The following is a 20,151-nucleotide window of genomic DNA, read 5'->3' as shown; positions in this document are numbered from 1 at the left end:
ATATAAAGAACATGAGCAGGTATATTTTAACAATGACCAGTTTATTATTTATTTTTCAGATGGGATTTTCACAAGAAATTCCTTCTAAAGAATGGCAGATAGAAACAGCATTAATGGCAGTCCCGCTCGATTATAAAAAAGGTGCCAAAGTCTATGGATATGATGCCAATGGAAATTTCGTATCCTTACGTGAAGGAACCAACGATTATATTGCCTTGGCAAGTGATCCAAAAAAAGAAAAATTTTCTACGGCAGCTTATCATAAGGATTTAGACCCTTTTATGGCGAGAGGACGCGAACTGCAAAAAGATGGGAAAGACGGCAAGCAGATTTTTGATATTCGGGAAAAAGAAGTAAAATCCGGTCAGCTAAAAATGCCGGACAAGTCAACCTTATGTGTGTTCACGGGAGTTATTAATTCCGAAACAAAAGAAATAGAGAATCCGTACGTACGCTATGTTTTTTACATTCCCTTTGCAACCGGCGAGTCAACAGGCTTGCCCACGACACCTACTCCACCTGGCCATGCCTGGATTATGGATCCCGGAACGCACAAGGCCCATATTATGATTACACCACCGAAAAGTAAGTAGGATGAAAGTTTTATTGATAATCCTATGCTTGTCGGGTTTAACGGTGAATGCCCAAGACTGGCCAAACCTCTCCAAATATGAAAAACAGAATGATTCCTTAAAAACTATGGATGCTAAAAAGCCCCAACATCTTTTAGAAAAAGAAAAAAGGGTTGTTTTTATGGGTAATTCCATTACAGAGCTTTGGTCTAACAAAAGTCCTGGCTTTTTTGAGAATCCTTTATATGTGAACAGAGGAATCAGTGGACAGACCACACCCCAAATGCTGTTACGCTTTAGACAAGATGTAATTGATTTGAAACCTAAAATTGTTGTTATTTTGGCCGGCACAAATGACATAGCTGGCAATACAGGCCCAATGAGCCTAGAGCAGATCAAAGACAACATTCTTTCCATGGTAGAATTGGCAGAAGCAAATCATATAAAACCTATTATATGTTCCATACTTCCCGTTTTTGACTATTCATGGAGGCCTGGACTCAATCCCGATATTAAGATTCCAAAACTCAACAGCATGCTCAAAAATTTGGCAGAAGAAAAGAAAATTTTCTATCTCGATTATTTCAGTGAAATGGCCGACAATAGAAATGGACTTCCATTGGAGCTGGCAGAGGATGGCGTCCATCCGAATGCAAAAGGATACAAAATCATGGAAATTTTGGTTGAAAAAGCAATTAAATCTTTGGAGTAAGGATATGAGAATTTCAAGGACAAGCATCAAGTTCAAGTTTAATAATAGAGCCTAGTGCTTAGAGCCTAGAGATTGGAGATTGGAGATTGGAGCTTAGAGTTTAAAGCTTAAAATATTATAAAAACAGCTTCTAATTTAATAAGCTTCCCATTTCTAAAATCGATAATTTGCAAACAACTAGTTATTAGCCCCTCGCTATTAAATTATCTGCATGCAAAACTTTTTGGTAAGTATCCTAATTCCATTTAAAAATACTGCTCTCTTTTTACCTGAATGCTTGGATTCTATCATAAGCCAAACATATCAAAATTGGGAAATTATCGCAGTTGATGACCACTCGGAAGACAATAGCTTGGAATTGCTCATTTCTTATGCGAAAATAGATGAAAGAATAAAAGTTATCAAAAACACGGGGCAAGGAATCATACCTGCGCTGCGAACAGCATATTCTCAAAGTTCGGGTATTTTAATTACCCGAATGGATTCAGATGACATCATGAAACCAAGTCGGCTTAAAACCATGGCCGATTCTTTAGCTAAGACCGGTGTAGGAAATATAGCGGTTGGACAAGTGCGGTATTTTTCTGGTACGGGAATTAGCAATGGGTATGCTCGCTATGAAGCTTGGTTGAACCGATTGACCGAAAAGGGAACCAACTATAGTGAAATATATAAAGAATGTGTCATTCCGTCTCCATGCTGGATGGTATTCCGAAAAGATTTTGATGCATGTGGTGCCTTTAGTCCCAATCGATATCCTGAGGATTACGACCTTACTTTTCGGTTTTATGAAAAAGGATTAAACGTTATTCCATGCAGTGAAGTTCTACATTTGTGGAGGGATTATAATACCAGAACCTCCCGAACGAGCGAACATTATGCCCAAAATTATTTTCTGAATCTCAAACTATATTTTTTTTTAAAACTAGATTACAAAACCAAACGCCCTTTAGTCATTTGGGGTGCAGGATTTAAAGGGAAGAATGTTGCCAAATATCTTCTGAAAAAGGATGTCGATTTTGTCTGGCTATGTGACAATCCAAAAAAAATCAATAAAAAAATCTATGGACAAGAACTATTTCATTTTTCAGTATTAAAGGAATTGGTCAACCCACAGAGTATTGTAACTGTTGCCAATGAACAAGCCCAAAAGGAAATCAAGGAATATTTGAATGAGCTAAACCAAATTGCAATGCAAGATTACTTTTTCTTTTGTTAAGTAGCGTTGTTTGTTGTTTGTTGTTTGTTGTTTGTTGTTTGTTGTTTGTTGTTTGTTGTTTGTTGTTTGTAAGAAATAAAAAATTGAACCCAAAGTCAAAAGCCCTAAGCCCTAAGCCCTAAGCCCTAAGCTTAAAATATTATGCTTCACCCTTGACCCTTCAAGAATATCATCCAGATTCGTCCCCTGACCATTAACTATAATTTTAATCCCTATATTTGTTCAATCAAAGTTGGGAATGCAGTTTAAACATCCAGAAATCCTTTGGGCTCTAGTTCTTCTAATCATTCCTATTTTAATCCATCTATTTCAATTACGAAGATTTAAGAAAACTCCTTTCACCAATGTGGCCATGCTGCAAAAAGTGGTTTCGGAATCCAGAAAAAGCAACACTCTAAAAAAATGGTTATTGCTTATGGTAAGGCTGTTAATGCTTACAGCCATTGTTTTTGCATTTGCACAGCCTTTTTCTTCCAAAAAAACTGCACTGCAACAAAAAGAAACCGTGGTTTATTTGGATGACTCTTTTAGTATGCAGGCTAAGAGCAACGGTCTTTCACTATTGGAGAAGTCTACCCAGGAACTGATAAAAAATATTGATTCAGAAAGTGTTTTTAGTCTGTTCACAAACGAAAAAACCTTTAAGGATATAACCATAAAAGATATTCAGAATAATTTATTGTCGCTCCCTTATTCGCATAAACAATTGGATTTTAACGGTATTGCACTAAAGGCCAATACATTATTTTCAAATTCGGATGCCTCCATTAAAAATTTAATCCTATTATCAGATTTTCAGGAGCGAATGTATGCTTCAAATAGCACCTTGGATTCCACAGTCACTAACTATTTAGTGCCCGTTCGACCAAAAGAGGCCCAAAACATTGCAATAGATTCAGTTTTTTTAATTGAAAACCAAGCTACTCCGTCTTCGCTTTCTGTAATGCTATCAGGGAATAACGACAATGAAAATGTTCCCATATCACTTTATAATGGCGAACTTTTAATTGCCAAGACTTCTGCTAAATTCGATACCAATGGAAAAGCCAAAGTAGTATTTACTATACCGGACAATCAGCCATTGGAAGGAATTTTAAAAATTATGGACAATAGTTTAACCTATGATAATCAATTCTTTTTCAATATCGATAAAAAAGAAAAAATAAAAGTATTGGCAATAGCTAATTCCAATGATGATTATTTGGACAGATTATTTACGCAGGAGGAATTCATATTTAAAAAATATTCGCTTGGCCAATTGGACTATAGTTTTTTAGATGAACAAAATGTTATAATCTTGGATAATTTGCCATCTATTCCCAAAAGCTTGCAGAAAGTATTGAAGACTCTTAAAGAAAATGGCGGGACCGTAATCGTTATCCCCTCTTTGGAAAGTGATCTGACATCCTATAATCAATTTCTTTCAGGTTTTTTTGCAACACAACTGAATCAAAAATTGGTTGTCGATAAAAAAATAACCAATATTTCTTTTGAACACCCTCTTTATAAAAATGTTTTTGAAAAAAAGGTATATAATTTTCAATATCCCAATGTAAAACAGTTCTTCAAAACAAAATCTACGGCATTGAAGATTTTATCCTTAGAAGGAGGCGATGCATTTTTATCAGGTACCGATGGTTTTTATTTTTTTTCTGCTCCGCTGGAACGCGATAACTCAAATTTTAAAAATTCCCCATTGATTGTTCCTACATTTTATAACATGGCTACATTCGGCCTTAGGGTTCCTAGAACATACCACACCGTAGGAAGGCCAAATACAATTGATGTTCCAATAGATTTGGGAAGCGATGATATCTTGAATGTTTCAAAAGAAGGATATGAATTTATTCCCCTGCAGCAAAGTTTTCCACATAAAGTAAGAATCAGTTTTAGTGATAATCCCACAGTTGATGGTATCTTTAATATTAAAAGAAGTGGAAAACCCATTAAAAAAATAAGTTTTAATTATCCTAGAACCGAGAGTAAGTTAAATTATCTGGATTTGAATAACATAAATAGTTCCATCAGACAAGATTCAATTACATCATTATTTGATTTTCTTGAAGCTGAAAACAGTATAACGGCATACTGGAAATGGTTTATTATTTTAGCACTACTTCTGGCACTTATTGAAGTAATCATTCAAAAATTCATAACATGAACATTCTGCTGAAGTCCGCAAAAATAATATGCCCTGAAAACGGCTCCCTACATTTAAAAAAGCGCGACATTCTCATAAAAAAAGGAATCATTGAAAAGATTTCAACATCTATCGAGGTAAATTCCAATACAAAATGTATAGATTATAAAAATCTTCATATTTCCTTGGGTTGGATTGACAGTAGTGTGAGTTTTGGAGAACCCGGATTTGAAGAACGAGAAACCATAGAGAATGGTTTGGACGTAGCTGCACGAAGCGGGTTTAGCGATATTTTGTTGAACCCCAATACAAATCCATTGCCGGATACCAGTTCGGATATTGTTTTTTTGAAAGAAAGAGCTAAGAATAGTACAACCAACCTCCACCCGCTGGGATGTTTAACCATAAACTCCGAAGGAAAGGATTTGGCAGAGCTATTTGATATGAAGAATGCCGGTGCAGTAGCTTATTACGATTTTAAAAAGCAGATTTCAAATCCCAATATTCTTAAAATTGCATTGCTTTATGCTGAAAGTTTTGATGGACTTATATTTTCCTATCCGCAAAATGGTGATATTGCAGGTAAGGGTATTGTTCATGAGGGAGAGGTTTCTACTGCTCTAGGACTTAAGGCAATTCCTGCTCTAGCGGAGGAGTTACAGATTTCCAGAGACCTGTTTATTTTGGAATATACTGGTGGAAAGCTCCATATTCCTACAATTTCAACAGCAAATTCCGTTAAGCTTATTGCAAATGCCAAAAAAAGAGGGCTGGACGTAAGCTGTAGTGTTGCCGTCCATAATCTAATTTTTACCGATGAAAGCTTAAAGGAGTTCGATACAAATTTTAAGGTATCACCTCCCCTTAGAAGTAAATCAGATTGCAAAGCACTTATTAAAGGTTTAAAGGATGGTATTGTAGATTTTGTAACCTCGGACCATATTCCAATTGCTATAGAAGAAAAAATGGTTGAATTCGATAATGCGGTGGACGGAAGTATTGGATTGGAATCCGCCTTTGGAAGTTTAAACCATATTCTTGGTTTAGAAAAAACCATCTCGTTATTGACAAAAGGACGAGAGCGTTTTGGATTAGGGCAAACTGCCATAAAAGAAGGTGAAAAAGCTTGTATTACTTTGTTTGACCCTGATGATGAAAATGTTTTTATGGAAAAACAAATTCTTTCCAATACAAAGAACAGTATGTTTTTAGGAAGCCGATTGAAGGGAAAGGTTTATGGTACAATAAATAATGATAAACTTTTAATCCAATAAATTGGGAGAGGAAAAAAAAGGTAGAACAACGGCAATAATTAGCTACATTACAATAGTGGGGTGTCTTATAGCACTAACTATGAACATGGAACCAAAAAATTCGTTTGCACGTTTTCATATTCGCCAGGCATTTGGGGTTCATGTAATGTACCACGCATTGGCAATCGTCCTGACTTTCACCAATATCGCTCAAGCCGCTTTGGGACTATATTTTCTATATCTGGTTCTTGCTCTATACGGCTTTTTTGGGGCGATTAATTCAAAAAAGCAATTACTGCCCTTGATTGGAGCGTATTTTCAAAAATGGTTTACCTTTATTCCATAATTAAGAAAAATGTCCCCCACCCCATTATCTTTAGAATATCTCTATCGTGCACCAGTAACTAAAAAAGAAAAGAGTCCATGCCTTTTTATGTTTCATGGGTATGGCAGCAATGAAGAAGATTTATTTTCCTTCGCTTCTGAATTGCCGGGTGAGTTGGCCATATTATCCGTTAGGGCACCTTATGACCTAGAACCTTTTGGTTATGCTTGGTACGCTATTAATTTTGATGCAGAACAAGGTAAATGGAGTGATGATGAACAGGCACGTACCTCTAGAGATAAAATAGTTGCTTTCATAGATGAAGCTTGTAATGCATTCAATTTAAATATTGATAACATTACGCTTTTGGGATTTAGCCAAGGTACTATTTTGAGCTATGCAGTAGCGCTTTCATATCCTGAAAAAATTAAAAATGTTATAGCGCTTAGTGGATATATTAATGAAGGGATTTTGTCTGAAGGGTATGAAACCAAAGACTATAGGAATTTAAATATTTATGCTTCCCATGGTCAGGTAGATCAAGTGATTCCTGCGGAATGGGCACAAAAAATACCGGATTTTTTAAAACGTCTTGGAATTAACCATAAATATGAAGAGTTTCCTGTTGGTCATGGCGTATCTCCCCAAAATTTTTATTCGTTTAAGGAGTGGTTGATCCAACATATCTAATTACTTCTAGTATACAACAAATGGTCCACTAAGGTAAAATCTACGCCAAGGTCATTCTTGAGTTCGTATTTAATGATTAAATCGCCCCAATATTTTCCATCTGAAAAATCTGCCAACAACCATTTATGGTTGATAATCTTGATTTTGTTTATCTTAAAGTCACTTTCCATCCCCTCGTAGGGAATGAGTGGGTTGTCCCCTCTTTTTTCATTGGTCTCCAATAGTTTATCCTCAATATATCGCGTAGGGTTCTTAAGGTTGAGGTGGTCATAGTATGCAAGGGCATCGTCATTGTTCTCCAAAGAAAAATACTGCATGTCCAACATTTTAAGTTGGGATTGTTGCAAGGAATCTTTTAAATCCGAAATTTCATCTTTCAAACTTTCTGAATCGGAATAAAATGATTTTTGCATGTTGTTTGTACTTACAAATTGGTACAATGCAATCAACGCAGCGAAAATAAATAGGTAAAGAAAAATTTTACTTTTCATGTTTAAATCTTCAATTGTAAATTATCGTAGGCCAAAAGAATATTTTTGGGCAATTTTTTCTCAACTTCTTCATGAAATCCCAACAAATGGCTAATATGTGTAAAATACGTTTTATCTGCTCCCACCCTTTTGGCAAAAGCTATGGCTTCATCCAGATTAAAATGTGAATGGTGTGCTTCTTCCCTAAGTGCATTTACTACCAAGACCTTTGCTCCCATCATTTTATTCATTTCATTTTCATCAACACGTTTTACATCGGTCAGGTATATGAAATCGTTGAAACGATATCCAAAAACCTGTAAACGGTTATGGAATGCCTCAATGGGGATTACTTGTAGACCGCCCAAAGGAATAGTTTTATTGTTGACGACTTCCGTAACTTTTACCGCCGGGGCTCCAGGATATCTGTCTTCATCGGCAAAAATATAATCAAATCGTATCTTGAGGGATTCAATAACCCTTTTGTGGGCATAAACGGGAATATCTCCTTGTCTAAAAAAGAAAGGGCGGATATCATCGATTCCAGCAGTATGGTCGGCATGTTCGTGCGTAAAAAGAATTCCATCCAGTTTTGTGACGGAGTTTGTCAACATTTGTTGTCTAAAATCCGGTCCACAATCTATCACGTAATTGAAATTTTTCCACGAAATCAATACGGAAACCCGTAGTCTTTTGTCTCTTGGGTCGTTGCTAAGGCACACTGGATGATTGCTTCCGATAACAGGAATTCCCTGAGAGGTTCCCGTTCCTAAAAATGTGATGGTCATCATATCATCCATTAAAACCAAAATTATAACTTATTTATTTAATAGATTGAACTAAGAGTGTAACTTTGCTCATATAAAATACTGGTTATGTCCACCGCTACAAACAGCCAATACGCTTTTGAGAACATTCCTTCCATAAAGGCAAAAACCCTGAGGATAAATTTAAATTCCAACATCTATGGCACCTTTGCCGAAATAGGTGCAGGACAAGAAACGGCACGGCAGTTTTTTAGGGCAGGTGGCGCTTCGGGTACTATAGCCAAGGCTATGAGTGCCTATGATAAATCTTTTAGCGATGCAATTTATGGCACTGAAAAAGATGGCAGGTATGTTACACAGGCCAGGTTAAAACGAATGCTCGCTTATGAAATGCAACTGGTGGAAGAGCGTATAAGCCGTGAAAATAATCCTGATTATTTGTTCTTTTCGTTTGCCAATACCGTTGCAACCATAGATTTTTCAAAAAGATATAAGGGGCATGGGTGGATCGGTATTCGATTTCAACTTGACCCAAAGCAAAAGGAGTATGATGAAATTGTTCTACATATTCGCTTTAAACAAAATGAAGCGAGGCTACAGCAAGAAACTTTGGGAACTCTTGGGGTAAACCTTATTTATGGAGCATTTTTTAAAAACCACAAACCAAAAAAACTCCTAAAATATCTTTATGACCATATCGATAAGGATACTATCGAAATTGATATGGTAAATTTTACTGGTCCTCATTTTAAAGAGGTTGATAATAGGCTCATGAGCTTACAGCTTATTAGAAATAATATGACCGATGCTGTGATGTTTGGCCCAGATGGAAACAATTTACTACCTGCAGCAGTCCTTTATAAAAAGAATATTCTTGCGCTGCGCGGAAGTTTTAGGCCCGTTACCAAGGTCAATATGGATATGTTTCAAAAGTCATACGATATTTTTATACGGGAACAGACCGTTGAATATGAAAACACTATAGTTGTCTTCGAAATCACTTTGTCCAATCTAAAGGCATCTGGAGAAATTGACGAACAGGATTTTATGGACCGCGCGGAACTTTTAAGTTCGCTGGGGCACACGGTTATGATATCTAAATTCCAAGAATATTATAAGCTGGTCGAATATTTCAATAATTACACAAAAGCCAAGATTGGACTCACCATGGGGGTCAATAATTTGGTGGATGTTTTTGATGAGAAATATTACAGGGATTTGAGTGGCGGTATATTGGAAGCTTTTGGGAAACTCTTCTTCAAAGATCTTAAGGTGTACTTATATCCAATGAAGGATGCAGATACAGGGCAAATAATGACCAGTAACAATGTTAAGGTCCATCCAAGAATGAAGGAGCTGTACAAATTCTTCAAGTACAATGGAAAGGTTATGGACATTATTGATTATGATCCCGATATTATGAATATTTTTTCCAGAGAAGTATTAAAACGTATTATTAACGGAGAAGACGGATGGGAAGAAATGTTGCCAGAAGGAATTGCAGAAATAATAAAGGATAAAAAACTTTTTACCAGAAAGTTACTTAAAGAAAAAGAAGAGGTTTAAATCTCCAATACATTCTAAACAAAAACGGCACTTTCCATCATGGAAGTGCCGTTTTTGTTATTACTAAATATTTAATCCAAAAGCTGTGCAGCGTGGTCTTTTGTCTTTACTTTTTCAATCACCCTTTCAATGGTACCGTTCTCATCGATTACAAACGTGGTTCTGTGCAACCCATCGTATTCCCGTCCCATAAATTTTTTCGGTCCCCAAACACCAAATGTTTCAATTACTGTATGGTCTTCATCCGCTAACAACGGAAATTGAAAGTCATACTTATTTCTAAAATTGCTTTGTTTCTTTTCGGAATCTTCGCTAACACCCAAAATTTCATAACCTTGCTCCTGTAAAAGTTTATAATTATCTCTTAAGTTACAGGCTTCGGCCGTGCAGCCAGGGGTGTTTGCACGTGGATAGAAAAAAACAATCAATTTTTTTCCCTTATAATCATTGAGATTAATAACGTTTCCATCTTGGTCTTTTGAAGAAAATTCAGGTACTTTATCCCCTACTTTTAGCATATTCATAAATGTAAATCTTTAGATTTATTGTTTAACTTATTTTTTATAAAATTAAACAAAAATGACCAAACAGGATAAAGTAAATTTTGTTATCGATACTTTGGAAAAACTTTATCCTGTGATTCCTGTACCGCTCGATCATAAGGATCCATATACTTTACTGATTGCCGTATTGCTATCTGCCCAAAGTACAGATGTGCGGGTAAATAAGATTACGCCCCTACTTTTTTCAAAGGCAAACAATCCGTTTGATATGGTAAAGCTTACAGTAGATGAAATAAGGGAAATTATTAAACCCGTGGGTCTCTCCCCAATGAAATCCAAAGGTATTCATGGATTATCAGAAATCTTGATTGAAAAATATAACGGAGAAGTACCCAAAGAAATGGAGTTATTGGAAGAATTACCTGCGGTTGGTCATAAAACTGCCAGCGTTGTGGTTTCACAGGCATTTGGTATTCCGGCATTTCCTGTGGATACACACATTCATAGACTTATGTACCGTTGGGGATTCAGTAATGGAAAAAATGTTGTCCAAACTGAAAAGGATGCCAAACGTCTGTTTCCAGAAGAACTTTGGAACCGATTGCATCTACAGATTATTTGGTACGGAAGGGATTATTCTCCTGCAAGAGGTTGGAATCTGGAAAAAGATACGATTACAAAAACCATTGGAAGAAAAACAGTGATTTCTGCATACCATAAAACAAAAAAGAACCGCTGATAGCGGTTCTTTTTTGTAAAATAATAAGATAGATGTGTTTTAATTTAACACAACTTCAAATTTGTGATTTTTGTAATCAACTACTTGCATCGATTTAGAGTAGCTCAATAAGAAATCTACAGTTTCTTTACTTGCTTTTACCGTTTTTACGGTACTTTGTTCTTCAGAGTAAATGTTTTCCATATTCTAGCATTATTGTTACATTTAGATAACGCCACTAGTATGGAAATATTGCTATGTTCGTCCTAATGCAGATTAATTCGTTAAAACGATATTATTTCGCTCAACTATTTTTCTAAGGTTTATCAAGGCGTATCGCATTCTGCCTAAAGCGGTATTTATGCTTACTCCCGTGTTTTCAGAAATTTCCTTGAAACTCATATCCTTATAGATACGCATTATCAATACTTCTTTTTGATCGTCCGGCAATTCTTCAATAATGAGCGTAAGGTCACTGTCTATTTGATTTTTTATAATCTGTTTTTCAGCATTGAGCTTATCATCATGAATGACCGAGAAGATATTGAAGTCATCGCTTCCTTCAAACTTGGGCATTCTTTTGTTTTTACGAAAGTGGTCTATAATAAGGTTATGCGCTATTCGCATTACCCAAGGCAAGAATTTGCCTTCTTCACTATATGAGCCCTTTTTTAGAGTTTTGATTACCTTAATAAAGGTATCCTGGAAAATGTCTTCTGCGACATCCCTATCCAATACTTTGGAATAAATAAAGCTGGAAATTCTTTGGTTGTGCCTGTTAATGAGTTTTTCAAGACATTTCTCATCACCTGCAATGTAGTTTTTTACTAATATCGAGTCATCAATCTGTAGTTCCATACAAATTACTTTTTTTTGGTTAAAGTCCCAGCCCTCCCTTAACGAGAAAGACTCAGAGTTATAAGTTTTAATTTTAAAAAAGTAATTATTTCTGTATAGGCCTATCAGCTTTTTAATTACACATCAAATATAGAAAAACGGGATGCCCGTGAAAAAACTATGTTGTGATCTGTGCAATTTTAGATGTTAACTGATACAATATACGTATTAAGTGTGGTGTAGCGTATCTTTGAAGTTCAAATTTTAACATATGGCGACTATCAATAAGGTTGATTCAAAAGAGAATATTATCATTAAAGGAGCTAAACTACACAACTTAAAGAATATAGATGTTATAATTCCCAGAAATAAACTCGTCGTCATCACCGGGCTTTCAGGTTCTGGCAAATCCAGCCTTGCATTTGATACGCTGTATGCAGAGGGGCAACGTCGTTATGTTGAAAGTCTTTCTTCGTACGCACGTCAATTTTTGGGGAAATTGGACAAACCAAAAGTAGATTATATTAAAGGTATAGCTCCCGCCATAGCCATAGAACAAAAAGTGAATTCCACCAATCCTAGATCAACGGTAGGAACAACAACGGAAATATATGATTATCTAAAATTATTATATGCTCGCATTGGAAAAACAATATCGCCCGTATCTGGCAATGAAGTAAAAAAAGATACGGTCACCGATGTTATCGATTATATAAAGACCTTAAAAGAAGGGAGCAAGCTTTTATTATTGGCACCTATTACAATTACCAAAGAAAGGGAGCCTTTAAAATCTTTGGAGCTTTTTTCCAAACAAGGATATGCCAGGATAAAATACAAAGGGGAAGTGCTGCGAATTGACAATGCTCCTAAAAATATAAGCAGAAGTTTTGATTTAGTGGTAGATAGAATAATCATAAAAGATGATGAAGATTTTTATAATCGTTTGGGGAATGCGGTCGATAATGCTTTTTTTGAGGGGAAAGGGCAGTGTATCATAGAGAATTTGGAAAATGGACAAACCAAAACGTTCAGTAATCAATTTGAGCTGGACGGCATAAAGTTTCTAGAACCCAACGTACACCTTTTCAGCTTCAACAACCCTTATGGCGCATGTCCTAAATGTGAAGGCTACGGTGATGTTATAGGTATTGATGAAGACTTGGTGATTCCCAATACTGCTTTATCGGTTTTTGAAAATGCCGTTTTTCCATGGCGAGGCGAAAGTATGGGCTGGTATCGCGATCAATTGGTCAATTCAGCTTATAAATTTGATTTTCCAATCCATAAACCATGGTTTGAATTATCTGAAAATCAAAAGCAGTTGGTATGGGAGGGCAACGAACATTTTATAGGAATCCACAAATTTTTTCAACAACTTGAGGAAAAAAGCTATAAAATCCAAAATAGGGTCATGCTTTCGCGTTACCGCGGAAAAACAAAATGCTCGGTCTGCAAAGGAAAAAGGCTTCGTGAAGAGGCAAATTATGTAAAAATCGATGGCAATTCTATGTCAAATATAATAGAACTACCCATTAAAAAGCTGATTCCATTTTTTGAAGAGTTGACACTTTCTGACCATGATACCACTATTGCAAAAAGGTTATTAACAGAGATTACGACCAGACTGGGTTATTTAAATAAAGTAGGTTTAAGCTATTTGACATTGAACCGAAAATCCAATACCCTATCCGGTGGAGAAAGTCAACGAATCAATTTGGCAACATCACTGGGGAGCAGTTTGGTAGGTTCCATGTATATATTGGATGAGCCAAGTATTGGCCTGCACCCCAAGGATACCGAAAATTTAATCGAAGTGTTACTATCGCTTCGAGATTTGGGCAACACCGTTATAGTGGTTGAACATGATGAGGATATTATGAAGGCCGCGGACGAAGTCATCGATATTGGCCCAGAGGCAGGAACATTGGGCGGCGAGGTCGTAGCTACCGGAAATTTGAGTCAAATCTTAAAATCAAATTCCTTAACGGCCGATTACTTAAATGGTAGCAAAAAAATTGAGGTGCCAGCGGAACGTAGAAATTCCAAGCACTACATAAAAATAATAGGAGCCCGGGAAAACAACCTTAAAAATATAGATGCCATCTTTCCTTTAAACGTACTTACAGTTGTGACCGGTGTTTCAGGAAGTGGAAAAAGTACTTTGGTCAAAAAAATACTATACCCAACAATACTAAAGGAAGTAGGTGGTTATGGTGAAAAGGCAGGTCAATTTACCAAAATAGAAGGCAAGTATGGCCATGTTAAACATGTTGAGTTTGTGGACCAGAATCCAATAGGTCGCTCATCAAGATCCAATCCGGTTACTTACATTAAAGCTTATGATGATATACGTACCCTTTTTTCATCACAAAAGCTGAGTAAATTGAGAGGTTACCAACCGAAACACTTTTCATTTAATGTAGACGGTGGTCGTTGTGAAAAATGTAAGGGCGAAGGTGAGATTACCGTAGAAATGCAATTTATGGCCGATGTACATTTAGAATGTGATGTCTGTGGGGGCAAACGTTTTAAAAAAGAAATTCTAGAAGTACAGTTTGAAGGTAAGAATATAGATGATGTCTTGAGTTTAACCATTGATGAAGCCATAGAACATTTTAAAAATTATAATCAGAAAAAGATTGTAACCAAATTACAACCGCTCCAAGATGTGGGTTTAGGATATGTAACCCTAGGACAGTCCTCCTCCACCCTATCTGGTGGCGAAGCGCAGCGCATAAAACTAGCATCATTTCTGGTAAAGGGGAATACAAAAGAAAAAGCACTTTTCATTTTTGACGAACCTACCACGGGACTTCACTTCCATGATATCAAAAAATTGTTGAAATCCTTCGAGGAACTTATTGCAAAAGGACATTCCGTAATTGTAATCGAGCATAATATAGAATTGATCAAGTGCGCAGACTACATCATTGACCTTGGCCCCGAAGGTGGAGAAAATGGCGGATATCTTATTGCAGAAGGCACTCCTGAAGAAATTGTTCAAAATGAAAACTCTTTTACTGCTCAATATTTAAAATTGAAAATTTAAGGAATTCGGCAAATTTTGAATCTATCTAACTTTAATATCCTCAAGAAAAAATACTTCTTTTCCTTCCATTTTTAAGTATCGTACACTTACTGTATCTAAAAAAATAGTATTGGCGCTCAAAAGCGATTTCTCTTTTTCATTGAATAAAGTGTAGAAATTAACCTACAAACGTACTTTGTTCGTGAACTCAAATGGGCAATCCGTCAATTAGTTTGCTTGGTTCATGAATTTCCCCACTTCAATATTGTAAACAAATTCCAAATTTGCGCATCTGAAAAATCTGTTTGACCAATAAAGATTGTGTGTCGATTAATGATTCATATCAAATTCAAACGTAATAGATTTTTTAATTAATAAATATTAACTCTTCTATAAACTATTCCTCAGTTGAAATTGGGTGTTTATGGGTGAATGCATTTTTTCTGACCGATCATGATTTTCAACAACTTATTAGTTCAATTAGAATTCAAGAATTTTTTTCGGACATCAATTAAGGTCTAAATATGTATAAACTCAAAAAACTATAATATTACCTAAAGCTTTTCAACAAATCCAATAAATAATCCAACATATATGTATTTAAACAACCATTGTTCATCAAGAAATAAAAAAAAGGGATTTTCGCAGCTTATATACTTTTTTATTTATTTGAGTTTTCTGTGTACATCAGATATTCTAGCGTTTGATATAGGAAAAGAAAAAATAAATGAGAAAGTTTTTGGTAATAGTTATACAACAACACCTCTGGTTTCTTCAAAAGAAAATCTATCCCGTAGTAGATTAGAAAATTTTGTTGGTGGAATTGGGCTTGTTAAGACCGGTTCTGCATCTGATTCCGCTGGAGTTCCTAGTTGTGCCACAATACAATACACATATACTGTAACCAATGAAAGTACAGAAAATGAAGCATTGGAAAACATCATAGTTACTGATGATGTGCTTGGCGATATTCCAGGCCTTCCCGCTGGGGATGTTGGCAATGATGGTATTTTGAGTGTAGGTGAGATTTGGGTTTTTGATGCTGAATACAATATTACGCAAACCGATATTGATGATGGACAAGTTGAAAGCAGTGCTACTGTACAAGCTAATGTGGTTGGCGATGCAGCAAACATTGTAAGTGACATTTCAGATGATGAAAGTGTGTTGGAAAATGACCCAACCATAATTAACATTGAAGAATGCCAGCCTAATATAGGACTGATAAAAACTGGGGAAGCATTGGATTTTGCTGGGTCACCCGGGTGTGAAATTATACAATATACCTTCACACTTACAAACGAAGGAGGAGGGCAAATACTTGAAAATATTGTTCTTACCGATCCACTTCTTGGAGCAGATCCAATTCTAGGACCAAACTCTGGAGATGACAATAATGATACTTTTTTAGACCCAGATGAAATATGGATATACACAGAAAACTATATTATTACTCAACCTGATATAACTAGTGGTGAAGTAGAAAACCAAGCAACTGTAACTGCAGATGTCCAAGGACAACCAGGGGATTCCGTAAGTGACCTCTCTGATGATAACAGTATCTTGGAAGATGACCCAACTATTGTTGATCTTTCCGCATGTCAGCCAAATATTGGTCTTATAAAAACTGGAGAATTAGGAGTAAATGCAGATGGATCTCTTGGATGTGAAGTGATTAATTATACTTTCACACTTACCAATGAAGGCGGTGGACAAGTACTTGAAAATATTGTTCTTATCGATCCACTTTTGGGAGGCATCATTCCCGGACCTGACTCTGGAGATGATAACAATAACACATTCTTAGATCCCGGTGAAACATGGATATTTTTTGCAAGTTACAATATTACCCAAGCTGATTTAAATATTGGAGAGGTAGAAAACCAAGCAACTGTAACCGCAGATGTCCAAGGACAACCAGGGGATTCCGTAAGTGATGACTCCGATGACAACAGCGTGCTCGAGGATGACCCAACTATAGTTGACCTCTCTGATTGTCAAGAACCTAATATTGGGCTAATTAAAACAGGTGAACTTGTTGACGTTGATGGGGATGGCTGTATCGACAGTATACTGTACACCTTTACTGTTACAAATACGGGCAACGTTGACCTAGAGAAAATCGTCCTCAAAGACGTTCCGTTGTTTGGCAATATTGAGATTTTTGGCCCCTTAGAAGGAACTGACGTAGGTGAAGACGGTATACTCTCCGTTGGCGAGACATGGACCTATCAAGCGCTCTACGGTATCACTCAAGAAGATATCGATAATACTATAGTGGTAAATCAAGCAACAGTTACAGGCTTCCTGTTGGAATCTGACGCATCGGTTTCTGATTTCTCGGACGATGATAGTCTATTCGAGGATGGGTTCACTAGAACAGAAGTTCCGGATGATGCCTGCCCTAACGGATCGGCGGATATTGGACTTATCAAGGAAGGTGAACTTGTTGATGTTGATGCGGACGGTTGTATCGACAGCATATTGTACACCTTTACAGTTACCAATATAGGAGATGTTGACCTCGAGGAGATTTTTCTCGAAGATGAACTGCTCGATGGTGAGGTGCCCGGTCCAGTACAAGGAACTGACGATGGTAACGATGGTATACTCTCCGTTGGCGAGACATGGACCTATCAGGCAATTTATACTATTAATCAAGTGGATATCGATAATGGCATAGTGGAAAACCAAGCCCAGGTTAATGGATTTCCAATAGGATTCGACGCAGCTGTATCTGATCTTTCAGATAACGATAGTCTATTTGAGGATGGGTTCACTAGCACAGAAATTCCGGATGATGCATGCCCTAACGGTTCTGCCAATATTGGCCTGCTAAAAACGGGTGAACTAGTGGATGTTAATGCGGACGGTTGTATCGACAGTATACTCTACACCTTTACAGTGACCAATAACGGCGATGTAGACCTAGAGGAGATTTTTCTCGAAGATGAACTGCTCGGTGGTGAGGTGCTTGGCCCCATAGAGGGAACTGACGTAGACAATGATGGTATACTCTCTGTTGGCGAGACATGGACCTATCAGGCAACCTACGATATTGAACAACCGGATATTGATAATGGCATAGTGGTAAACCAGGCGCAGGTTACTGGATTTCCAATTGGATTTGACGCGGCTGTATTTGATCTTTCAGATGATGACAGTTTCTTTCAGGACAATCCCTTAAGAACAGAAGTTCCAGATGACGCATGCACCGAAGGGTCTGCAAATATAGCTCTGATCAAGGAAGGTGAGCTCGTGGATATTGATACGGATGGTTGTATCGATAGCATACTCTACACTTTTACCGTGACCAATAACGGCGATGTGAATCTGGAGGAGATTTTCCTAGAAGATGAACTTCTAGGCGGTGAGGTGCCCGGCCCCATAGAGGGAACTGACGTTGGAAACGATGGCACACTCTCCGTTGGCGAGACATGGACCTATCAGGCATTATATGGTATTACCCAAGAGGATATCGATTTTGGTTCGGTAGTAAACCAAGCTTTGGTTACAGGGGCTCCAGTCGGTTTTGATGTGGTAGTGTTCGATTTCTCTGACAATAACAATTTCTTTGACAACAATCCTACAAGGATAATTGTTCCTGATGATGCATGCCCGAATAGCTCTGTTCCCATAGCTTTAATTAAAGAAGCTATTGTTCTGGACTTGAACAATGACGGGTGTGATGATACAATCAGATATGATTTTAGGGTTTTCAATGGCGGTAGTGCAAGCTTGGAGAATGTGGTTATCATTGATGAGCTCTTAGGAGGCGAAGTTGGTGGATTAGTCATAGACAACGAAAGTGAAGATGGGATTCTTGCAGCTGGTGAAGAATGGACATACAGTGTACTTTACGATGTTACCCAAGATGACATTGACTCAATTTTTGTTGAAAATCAAGCACGAGTCACTGCAAGCATTGTTGATTTTGATGTTCTAGTATTCGACGATTCTGACGACGATAGCTATTCAGAAGATGACCCGACCATAGTCGATGTTACAGGTTTCTGTGCAGATGGAGGTGGTGATTTTGAAATCTTCAATGGTATAACTCCAAACGGTGACGGGTTCAATGACTATTTCCAAATTGTAGGTATTGAAAATTATCCCAATAATAATGTTAAAATATTCAATCGTTGGGGTGTAAAAGTGTATGAGACTGATAATTATGGTCAAGGAAATAATCTTTTCAGGGGTATATCCGAAGGTAGAAATACTATAGCTCAAGATAGAGAGCTGCCAAGTGGAACCTATTTCTATACATTGACCTTCCCAGCTGAAAATCCAGGTGAGGATAGTTATAACGGATACCTATACATCAACCGTGATTAGAAAGCCAAGAAAGTCGATCATGAAAAAGCAACGTTTTTTGAACAAGATAATAATCAGCATGCATAAAAATCATTTCATAGCAATTGTCCTTGTGCTACTGGGGGTCTTTTCCTCCAGTGCGCAACAGGATGCACAGTACACGCAGTACATGTACAATACCCAGATCATTAACCCGGCCTATGCCGGAAACCGGGACGCCTTAAGTTTTGGCGTCTTGGGAAGAATACAATGGGTCAATTTTGAAGGCGCGCCCAAAACGGGAACCTTTACGGTAAACTCACCCATAGGGTTGTACGATAACATGGGACTCGGTCTTTCTATCGTTCATGATGAAATCGGGCCTGCGTCGGAATCCAATCTTACCGTTGACTATGCGTACAGCATCGAAGTTTCCCGTAACAGCGAGCTTTCCTTTGGTCTGAAAGCTGGAGTGGATTTATTAAATGTGGACTATACTAAGTTGAATATACTCGATGACGCGGATATTCTATTTCTAAATAATGTCAACAACAGATTGCAACCACAGGTTGGGGCGGGACTCTACTTTAATACCGATAGATTTTACATGGGAGCTTCGGTTCCAAATTTTCTGAATACCAAGCATTTTGATGAAGACACACTCAATGATTTAGAGGATTTTGACGGAGATGGCGTAGCCATAGAGCGTTTACATTATTTTTTGATTGCAGGTTACGTTTTTGATTTGAACCCAAACTTAAAGTTCAAGCCCGCTACCCTTTTTAAAGCGGTAAGTGGCTCTCCTTTACAATGGGATTTTTCCGCAAATTTTATGTTCAATGAAAAGTTCACTTTTGGTGCATCTTATCGTTGGAGCGCCTCGGTTAGTGCCATGGCTGGCTTCCAGGTTTCAGATGCTATTTTTATTGGCATGGCTTACGATTACCAATCTACGGATATAGAAGATTATAGTGATGGGTCATACGAAGTTTTTTTACGATTCGATATTTTCAAAAAAGCAGACCGAATATTAACCCCAAGATTCTTCTAAAAAC

The 20,151-nt window shown here is 37.1% G+C and carries 17 protein-coding genes; 12 read left to right on the top strand and 5 right to left on the bottom strand.

The window, feature by feature from the left end:
- Positions 1-11: 11 nt before the first annotated feature.
- The 7 genes from HME9304_RS14805 to HME9304_RS14775 all read left to right on the top strand — a co-directional run bounded on the left by HME9304_RS14805 (position 12) and on the right by HME9304_RS14775 (position 6,911).
- A complete protein-coding gene (locus tag HME9304_RS14805) occupies positions 12-593 on the top strand; it encodes a hypothetical protein (protein WP_239023308.1) in 582 nt (193 codons plus the stop codon).
- Position 594: 1 nt separating this feature from the next.
- Positions 595-1,284 carry an SGNH/GDSL hydrolase family protein gene (locus HME9304_RS14800; RefSeq protein ID WP_112379317.1) on the top strand — a complete coding sequence of 230 codons (690 nt, stop codon included), beginning with the start codon at positions 595-597 and terminating at the stop codon, positions 1,282-1,284.
- Between the two features lie 211 nt (positions 1,285-1,495).
- The gene (locus HME9304_RS14795) at positions 1,496-2,503 is read left to right on the top strand and encodes a glycosyltransferase (RefSeq protein WP_112379316.1); all 1,008 of its coding nucleotides are present in this window, start codon (positions 1,496-1,498) and stop codon (positions 2,501-2,503) included.
- A 238-nt stretch (positions 2,504-2,741) separates the two neighbouring features.
- Positions 2,742-4,664, top strand: coding sequence for a BatA domain-containing protein (locus HME9304_RS14790; protein WP_239023305.1), 1,923 nt, complete (start codon positions 2,742-2,744; stop codon positions 4,662-4,664).
- A complete protein-coding gene (locus tag HME9304_RS14785) occupies positions 4,661-5,917 on the top strand; it encodes a dihydroorotase (RefSeq protein WP_112379314.1) in 1,257 nt (418 codons plus the stop codon). The genes HME9304_RS14790 and HME9304_RS14785 overlap by 4 nt, the downstream gene beginning before the upstream one ends.
- Position 5,918: 1 nt before the next feature.
- Positions 5,919-6,242 (top strand): hypothetical protein, encoded by a 324-nt coding sequence (locus HME9304_RS14780; protein ID WP_112379313.1) that lies wholly within the window; start codon positions 5,919-5,921, stop codon positions 6,240-6,242.
- A gap of 9 nt (positions 6,243-6,251) precedes the next feature.
- The gene (locus HME9304_RS14775) at positions 6,252-6,911 is read left to right on the top strand and encodes an alpha/beta hydrolase (RefSeq protein ID WP_112379312.1); all 660 of its coding nucleotides are present in this window, start codon (positions 6,252-6,254) and stop codon (positions 6,909-6,911) included.
- Here HME9304_RS14775 and HME9304_RS14770 read toward each other — a convergent pair.
- Both HME9304_RS14770 and HME9304_RS14765 read right to left on the bottom strand, forming a co-directional pair.
- Positions 6,908-7,402: a hydrolase gene (locus HME9304_RS14770; protein ID WP_112379311.1), complete on the bottom strand. Its 495-nt coding sequence runs from the start codon at positions 7,400-7,402 to the stop codon at positions 6,908-6,910. The genes HME9304_RS14775 and HME9304_RS14770 overlap by 4 nt on opposite strands.
- Before the next feature lie 2 nt (positions 7,403-7,404).
- Positions 7,405-8,169, bottom strand: coding sequence for an MBL fold metallo-hydrolase (locus HME9304_RS14765; RefSeq protein WP_112379853.1), 765 nt, complete (start codon positions 8,167-8,169; stop codon positions 7,405-7,407).
- Positions 8,170-8,256: 87 nt separating this feature from the next.
- On the opposite strand from HME9304_RS14765, the gene HME9304_RS14760 reads away from it, so the two are divergent.
- Positions 8,257-9,714 (top strand): TonB-dependent receptor, encoded by a 1,458-nt coding sequence (locus tag HME9304_RS14760; protein ID WP_112379310.1) that lies wholly within the window; start codon positions 8,257-8,259, stop codon positions 9,712-9,714.
- A 71-nt stretch (positions 9,715-9,785) separates the two neighbouring features.
- Here the strand turns inward: HME9304_RS14760 and bcp are convergent, their stop codons facing one another.
- Positions 9,786-10,238: a thioredoxin-dependent thiol peroxidase gene (bcp, locus tag HME9304_RS14755; protein ID WP_112379309.1), complete on the bottom strand. Its 453-nt coding sequence runs from the start codon at positions 10,236-10,238 to the stop codon at positions 9,786-9,788.
- Positions 10,239-10,293: 55 nt separating this feature from the next.
- On the opposite strand from bcp, the gene HME9304_RS14750 reads away from it, so the two are divergent.
- On the top strand, positions 10,294-10,956 hold the full coding sequence (locus tag HME9304_RS14750; protein WP_112379308.1) for an endonuclease III domain-containing protein: 663 nt from the start codon (positions 10,294-10,296) through the stop codon (positions 10,954-10,956).
- Between the two features lie 39 nt (positions 10,957-10,995).
- Here the strand turns inward: HME9304_RS14750 and HME9304_RS17035 are convergent, their stop codons facing one another.
- Both HME9304_RS17035 and HME9304_RS14745 read right to left on the bottom strand, forming a co-directional pair.
- Positions 10,996-11,139 carry a hypothetical protein gene (locus tag HME9304_RS17035; RefSeq protein WP_164674855.1) on the bottom strand — a complete coding sequence of 48 codons (144 nt, stop codon included), beginning with the start codon at positions 11,137-11,139 and terminating at the stop codon, positions 10,996-10,998.
- A gap of 72 nt (positions 11,140-11,211) precedes the next feature.
- The gene (locus tag HME9304_RS14745) at positions 11,212-11,793 is read right to left on the bottom strand and encodes an RNA polymerase sigma factor (protein ID WP_112379307.1); all 582 of its coding nucleotides are present in this window, start codon (positions 11,791-11,793) and stop codon (positions 11,212-11,214) included.
- 250 nt (positions 11,794-12,043) lie between these two features.
- Between HME9304_RS14745 and uvrA the strand changes: the two genes are divergently transcribed.
- The 3 genes from uvrA to HME9304_RS14730 all read left to right on the top strand — a co-directional run bounded on the left by uvrA (position 12,044) and on the right by HME9304_RS14730 (position 20,147).
- Entirely contained in the window at positions 12,044-14,821 is a 2,778-nt protein-coding gene (uvrA, locus tag HME9304_RS14740; RefSeq protein WP_112379306.1) for an excinuclease ABC subunit UvrA, read from the top strand.
- A gap of 648 nt (positions 14,822-15,469) precedes the next feature.
- A complete protein-coding gene (locus tag HME9304_RS14735) occupies positions 15,470-19,138 on the top strand; it encodes a gliding motility-associated C-terminal domain-containing protein (protein ID WP_123877533.1) in 3,669 nt (1,222 codons plus the stop codon).
- 58 nt (positions 19,139-19,196) lie between these two features.
- A complete protein-coding gene (locus HME9304_RS14730; protein ID WP_112379304.1) occupies positions 19,197-20,147 on the top strand; it encodes a PorP/SprF family type IX secretion system membrane protein in 951 nt (316 codons plus the stop codon).
- Positions 20,148-20,151: the final 4 nt, after the last annotated feature.

Source organism: Flagellimonas maritima (genome assembly GCF_003269425.1).
GTDB classification, from domain to species: domain Bacteria; phylum Bacteroidota; class Bacteroidia; order Flavobacteriales; family Flavobacteriaceae; genus Flagellimonas; species Flagellimonas maritima.
Note: the sequence above shows the minus strand (reverse complement) of the source record. Positions and strands in the feature narration are given on the sequence as shown.

Bases quoted from the DNA above. Each gene is read 5' to 3' on its own strand.
- bcp (WP_112379309.1), bottom strand. From the start codon at position 10,238: ATGAATATGCTAAAAGTAGGGGATAAAGTACCTGAATTTTCTTCAAAA.
- HME9304_RS14750 (WP_112379308.1), top strand. From the start codon at position 10,294: ATGACCAAACAGGATAAAGTAAATTTTGTTATCGATACTTTGGAAAAA.
- HME9304_RS14770 (WP_112379311.1), bottom strand. From the start codon at position 7,402: ATGAAAAGTAAAATTTTTCTTTACCTATTTATTTTCGCTGCGTTGATT.
- uvrA (WP_112379306.1), top strand. From the start codon at position 12,044: ATGGCGACTATCAATAAGGTTGATTCAAAAGAGAATATTATCATTAAA.
- HME9304_RS14790 (WP_239023305.1), top strand. From the start codon at position 2,742: ATGCAGTTTAAACATCCAGAAATCCTTTGGGCTCTAGTTCTTCTAATC.
- HME9304_RS14765 (WP_112379853.1), bottom strand. From the start codon at position 8,169: ATGACCATCACATTTTTAGGAACGGGAACCTCTCAGGGAATTCCTGTT.
- HME9304_RS14800 (WP_112379317.1), top strand. From the start codon at position 595: ATGAAAGTTTTATTGATAATCCTATGCTTGTCGGGTTTAACGGTGAAT.
- HME9304_RS14745 (WP_112379307.1), bottom strand. From the start codon at position 11,793: ATGGAACTACAGATTGATGACTCGATATTAGTAAAAAACTACATTGCA.
- HME9304_RS14775 (WP_112379312.1), top strand. From the start codon at position 6,252: ATGTCCCCCACCCCATTATCTTTAGAATATCTCTATCGTGCACCAGTA.
- HME9304_RS14795 (WP_112379316.1), top strand. From the start codon at position 1,496: ATGCAAAACTTTTTGGTAAGTATCCTAATTCCATTTAAAAATACTGCT.
- HME9304_RS17035 (WP_164674855.1), bottom strand. From the start codon at position 11,139: ATGGAAAACATTTACTCTGAAGAACAAAGTACCGTAAAAACGGTAAAA.
- HME9304_RS14730 (WP_112379304.1), top strand. From the start codon at position 19,197: ATGCATAAAAATCATTTCATAGCAATTGTCCTTGTGCTACTGGGGGTC.
- HME9304_RS14785 (WP_112379314.1), top strand. From the start codon at position 4,661: ATGAACATTCTGCTGAAGTCCGCAAAAATAATATGCCCTGAAAACGGC.
- HME9304_RS14760 (WP_112379310.1), top strand. From the start codon at position 8,257: ATGTCCACCGCTACAAACAGCCAATACGCTTTTGAGAACATTCCTTCC.
- HME9304_RS14805 (WP_239023308.1), top strand. From the start codon at position 12: ATGAGCAGGTATATTTTAACAATGACCAGTTTATTATTTATTTTTCAG.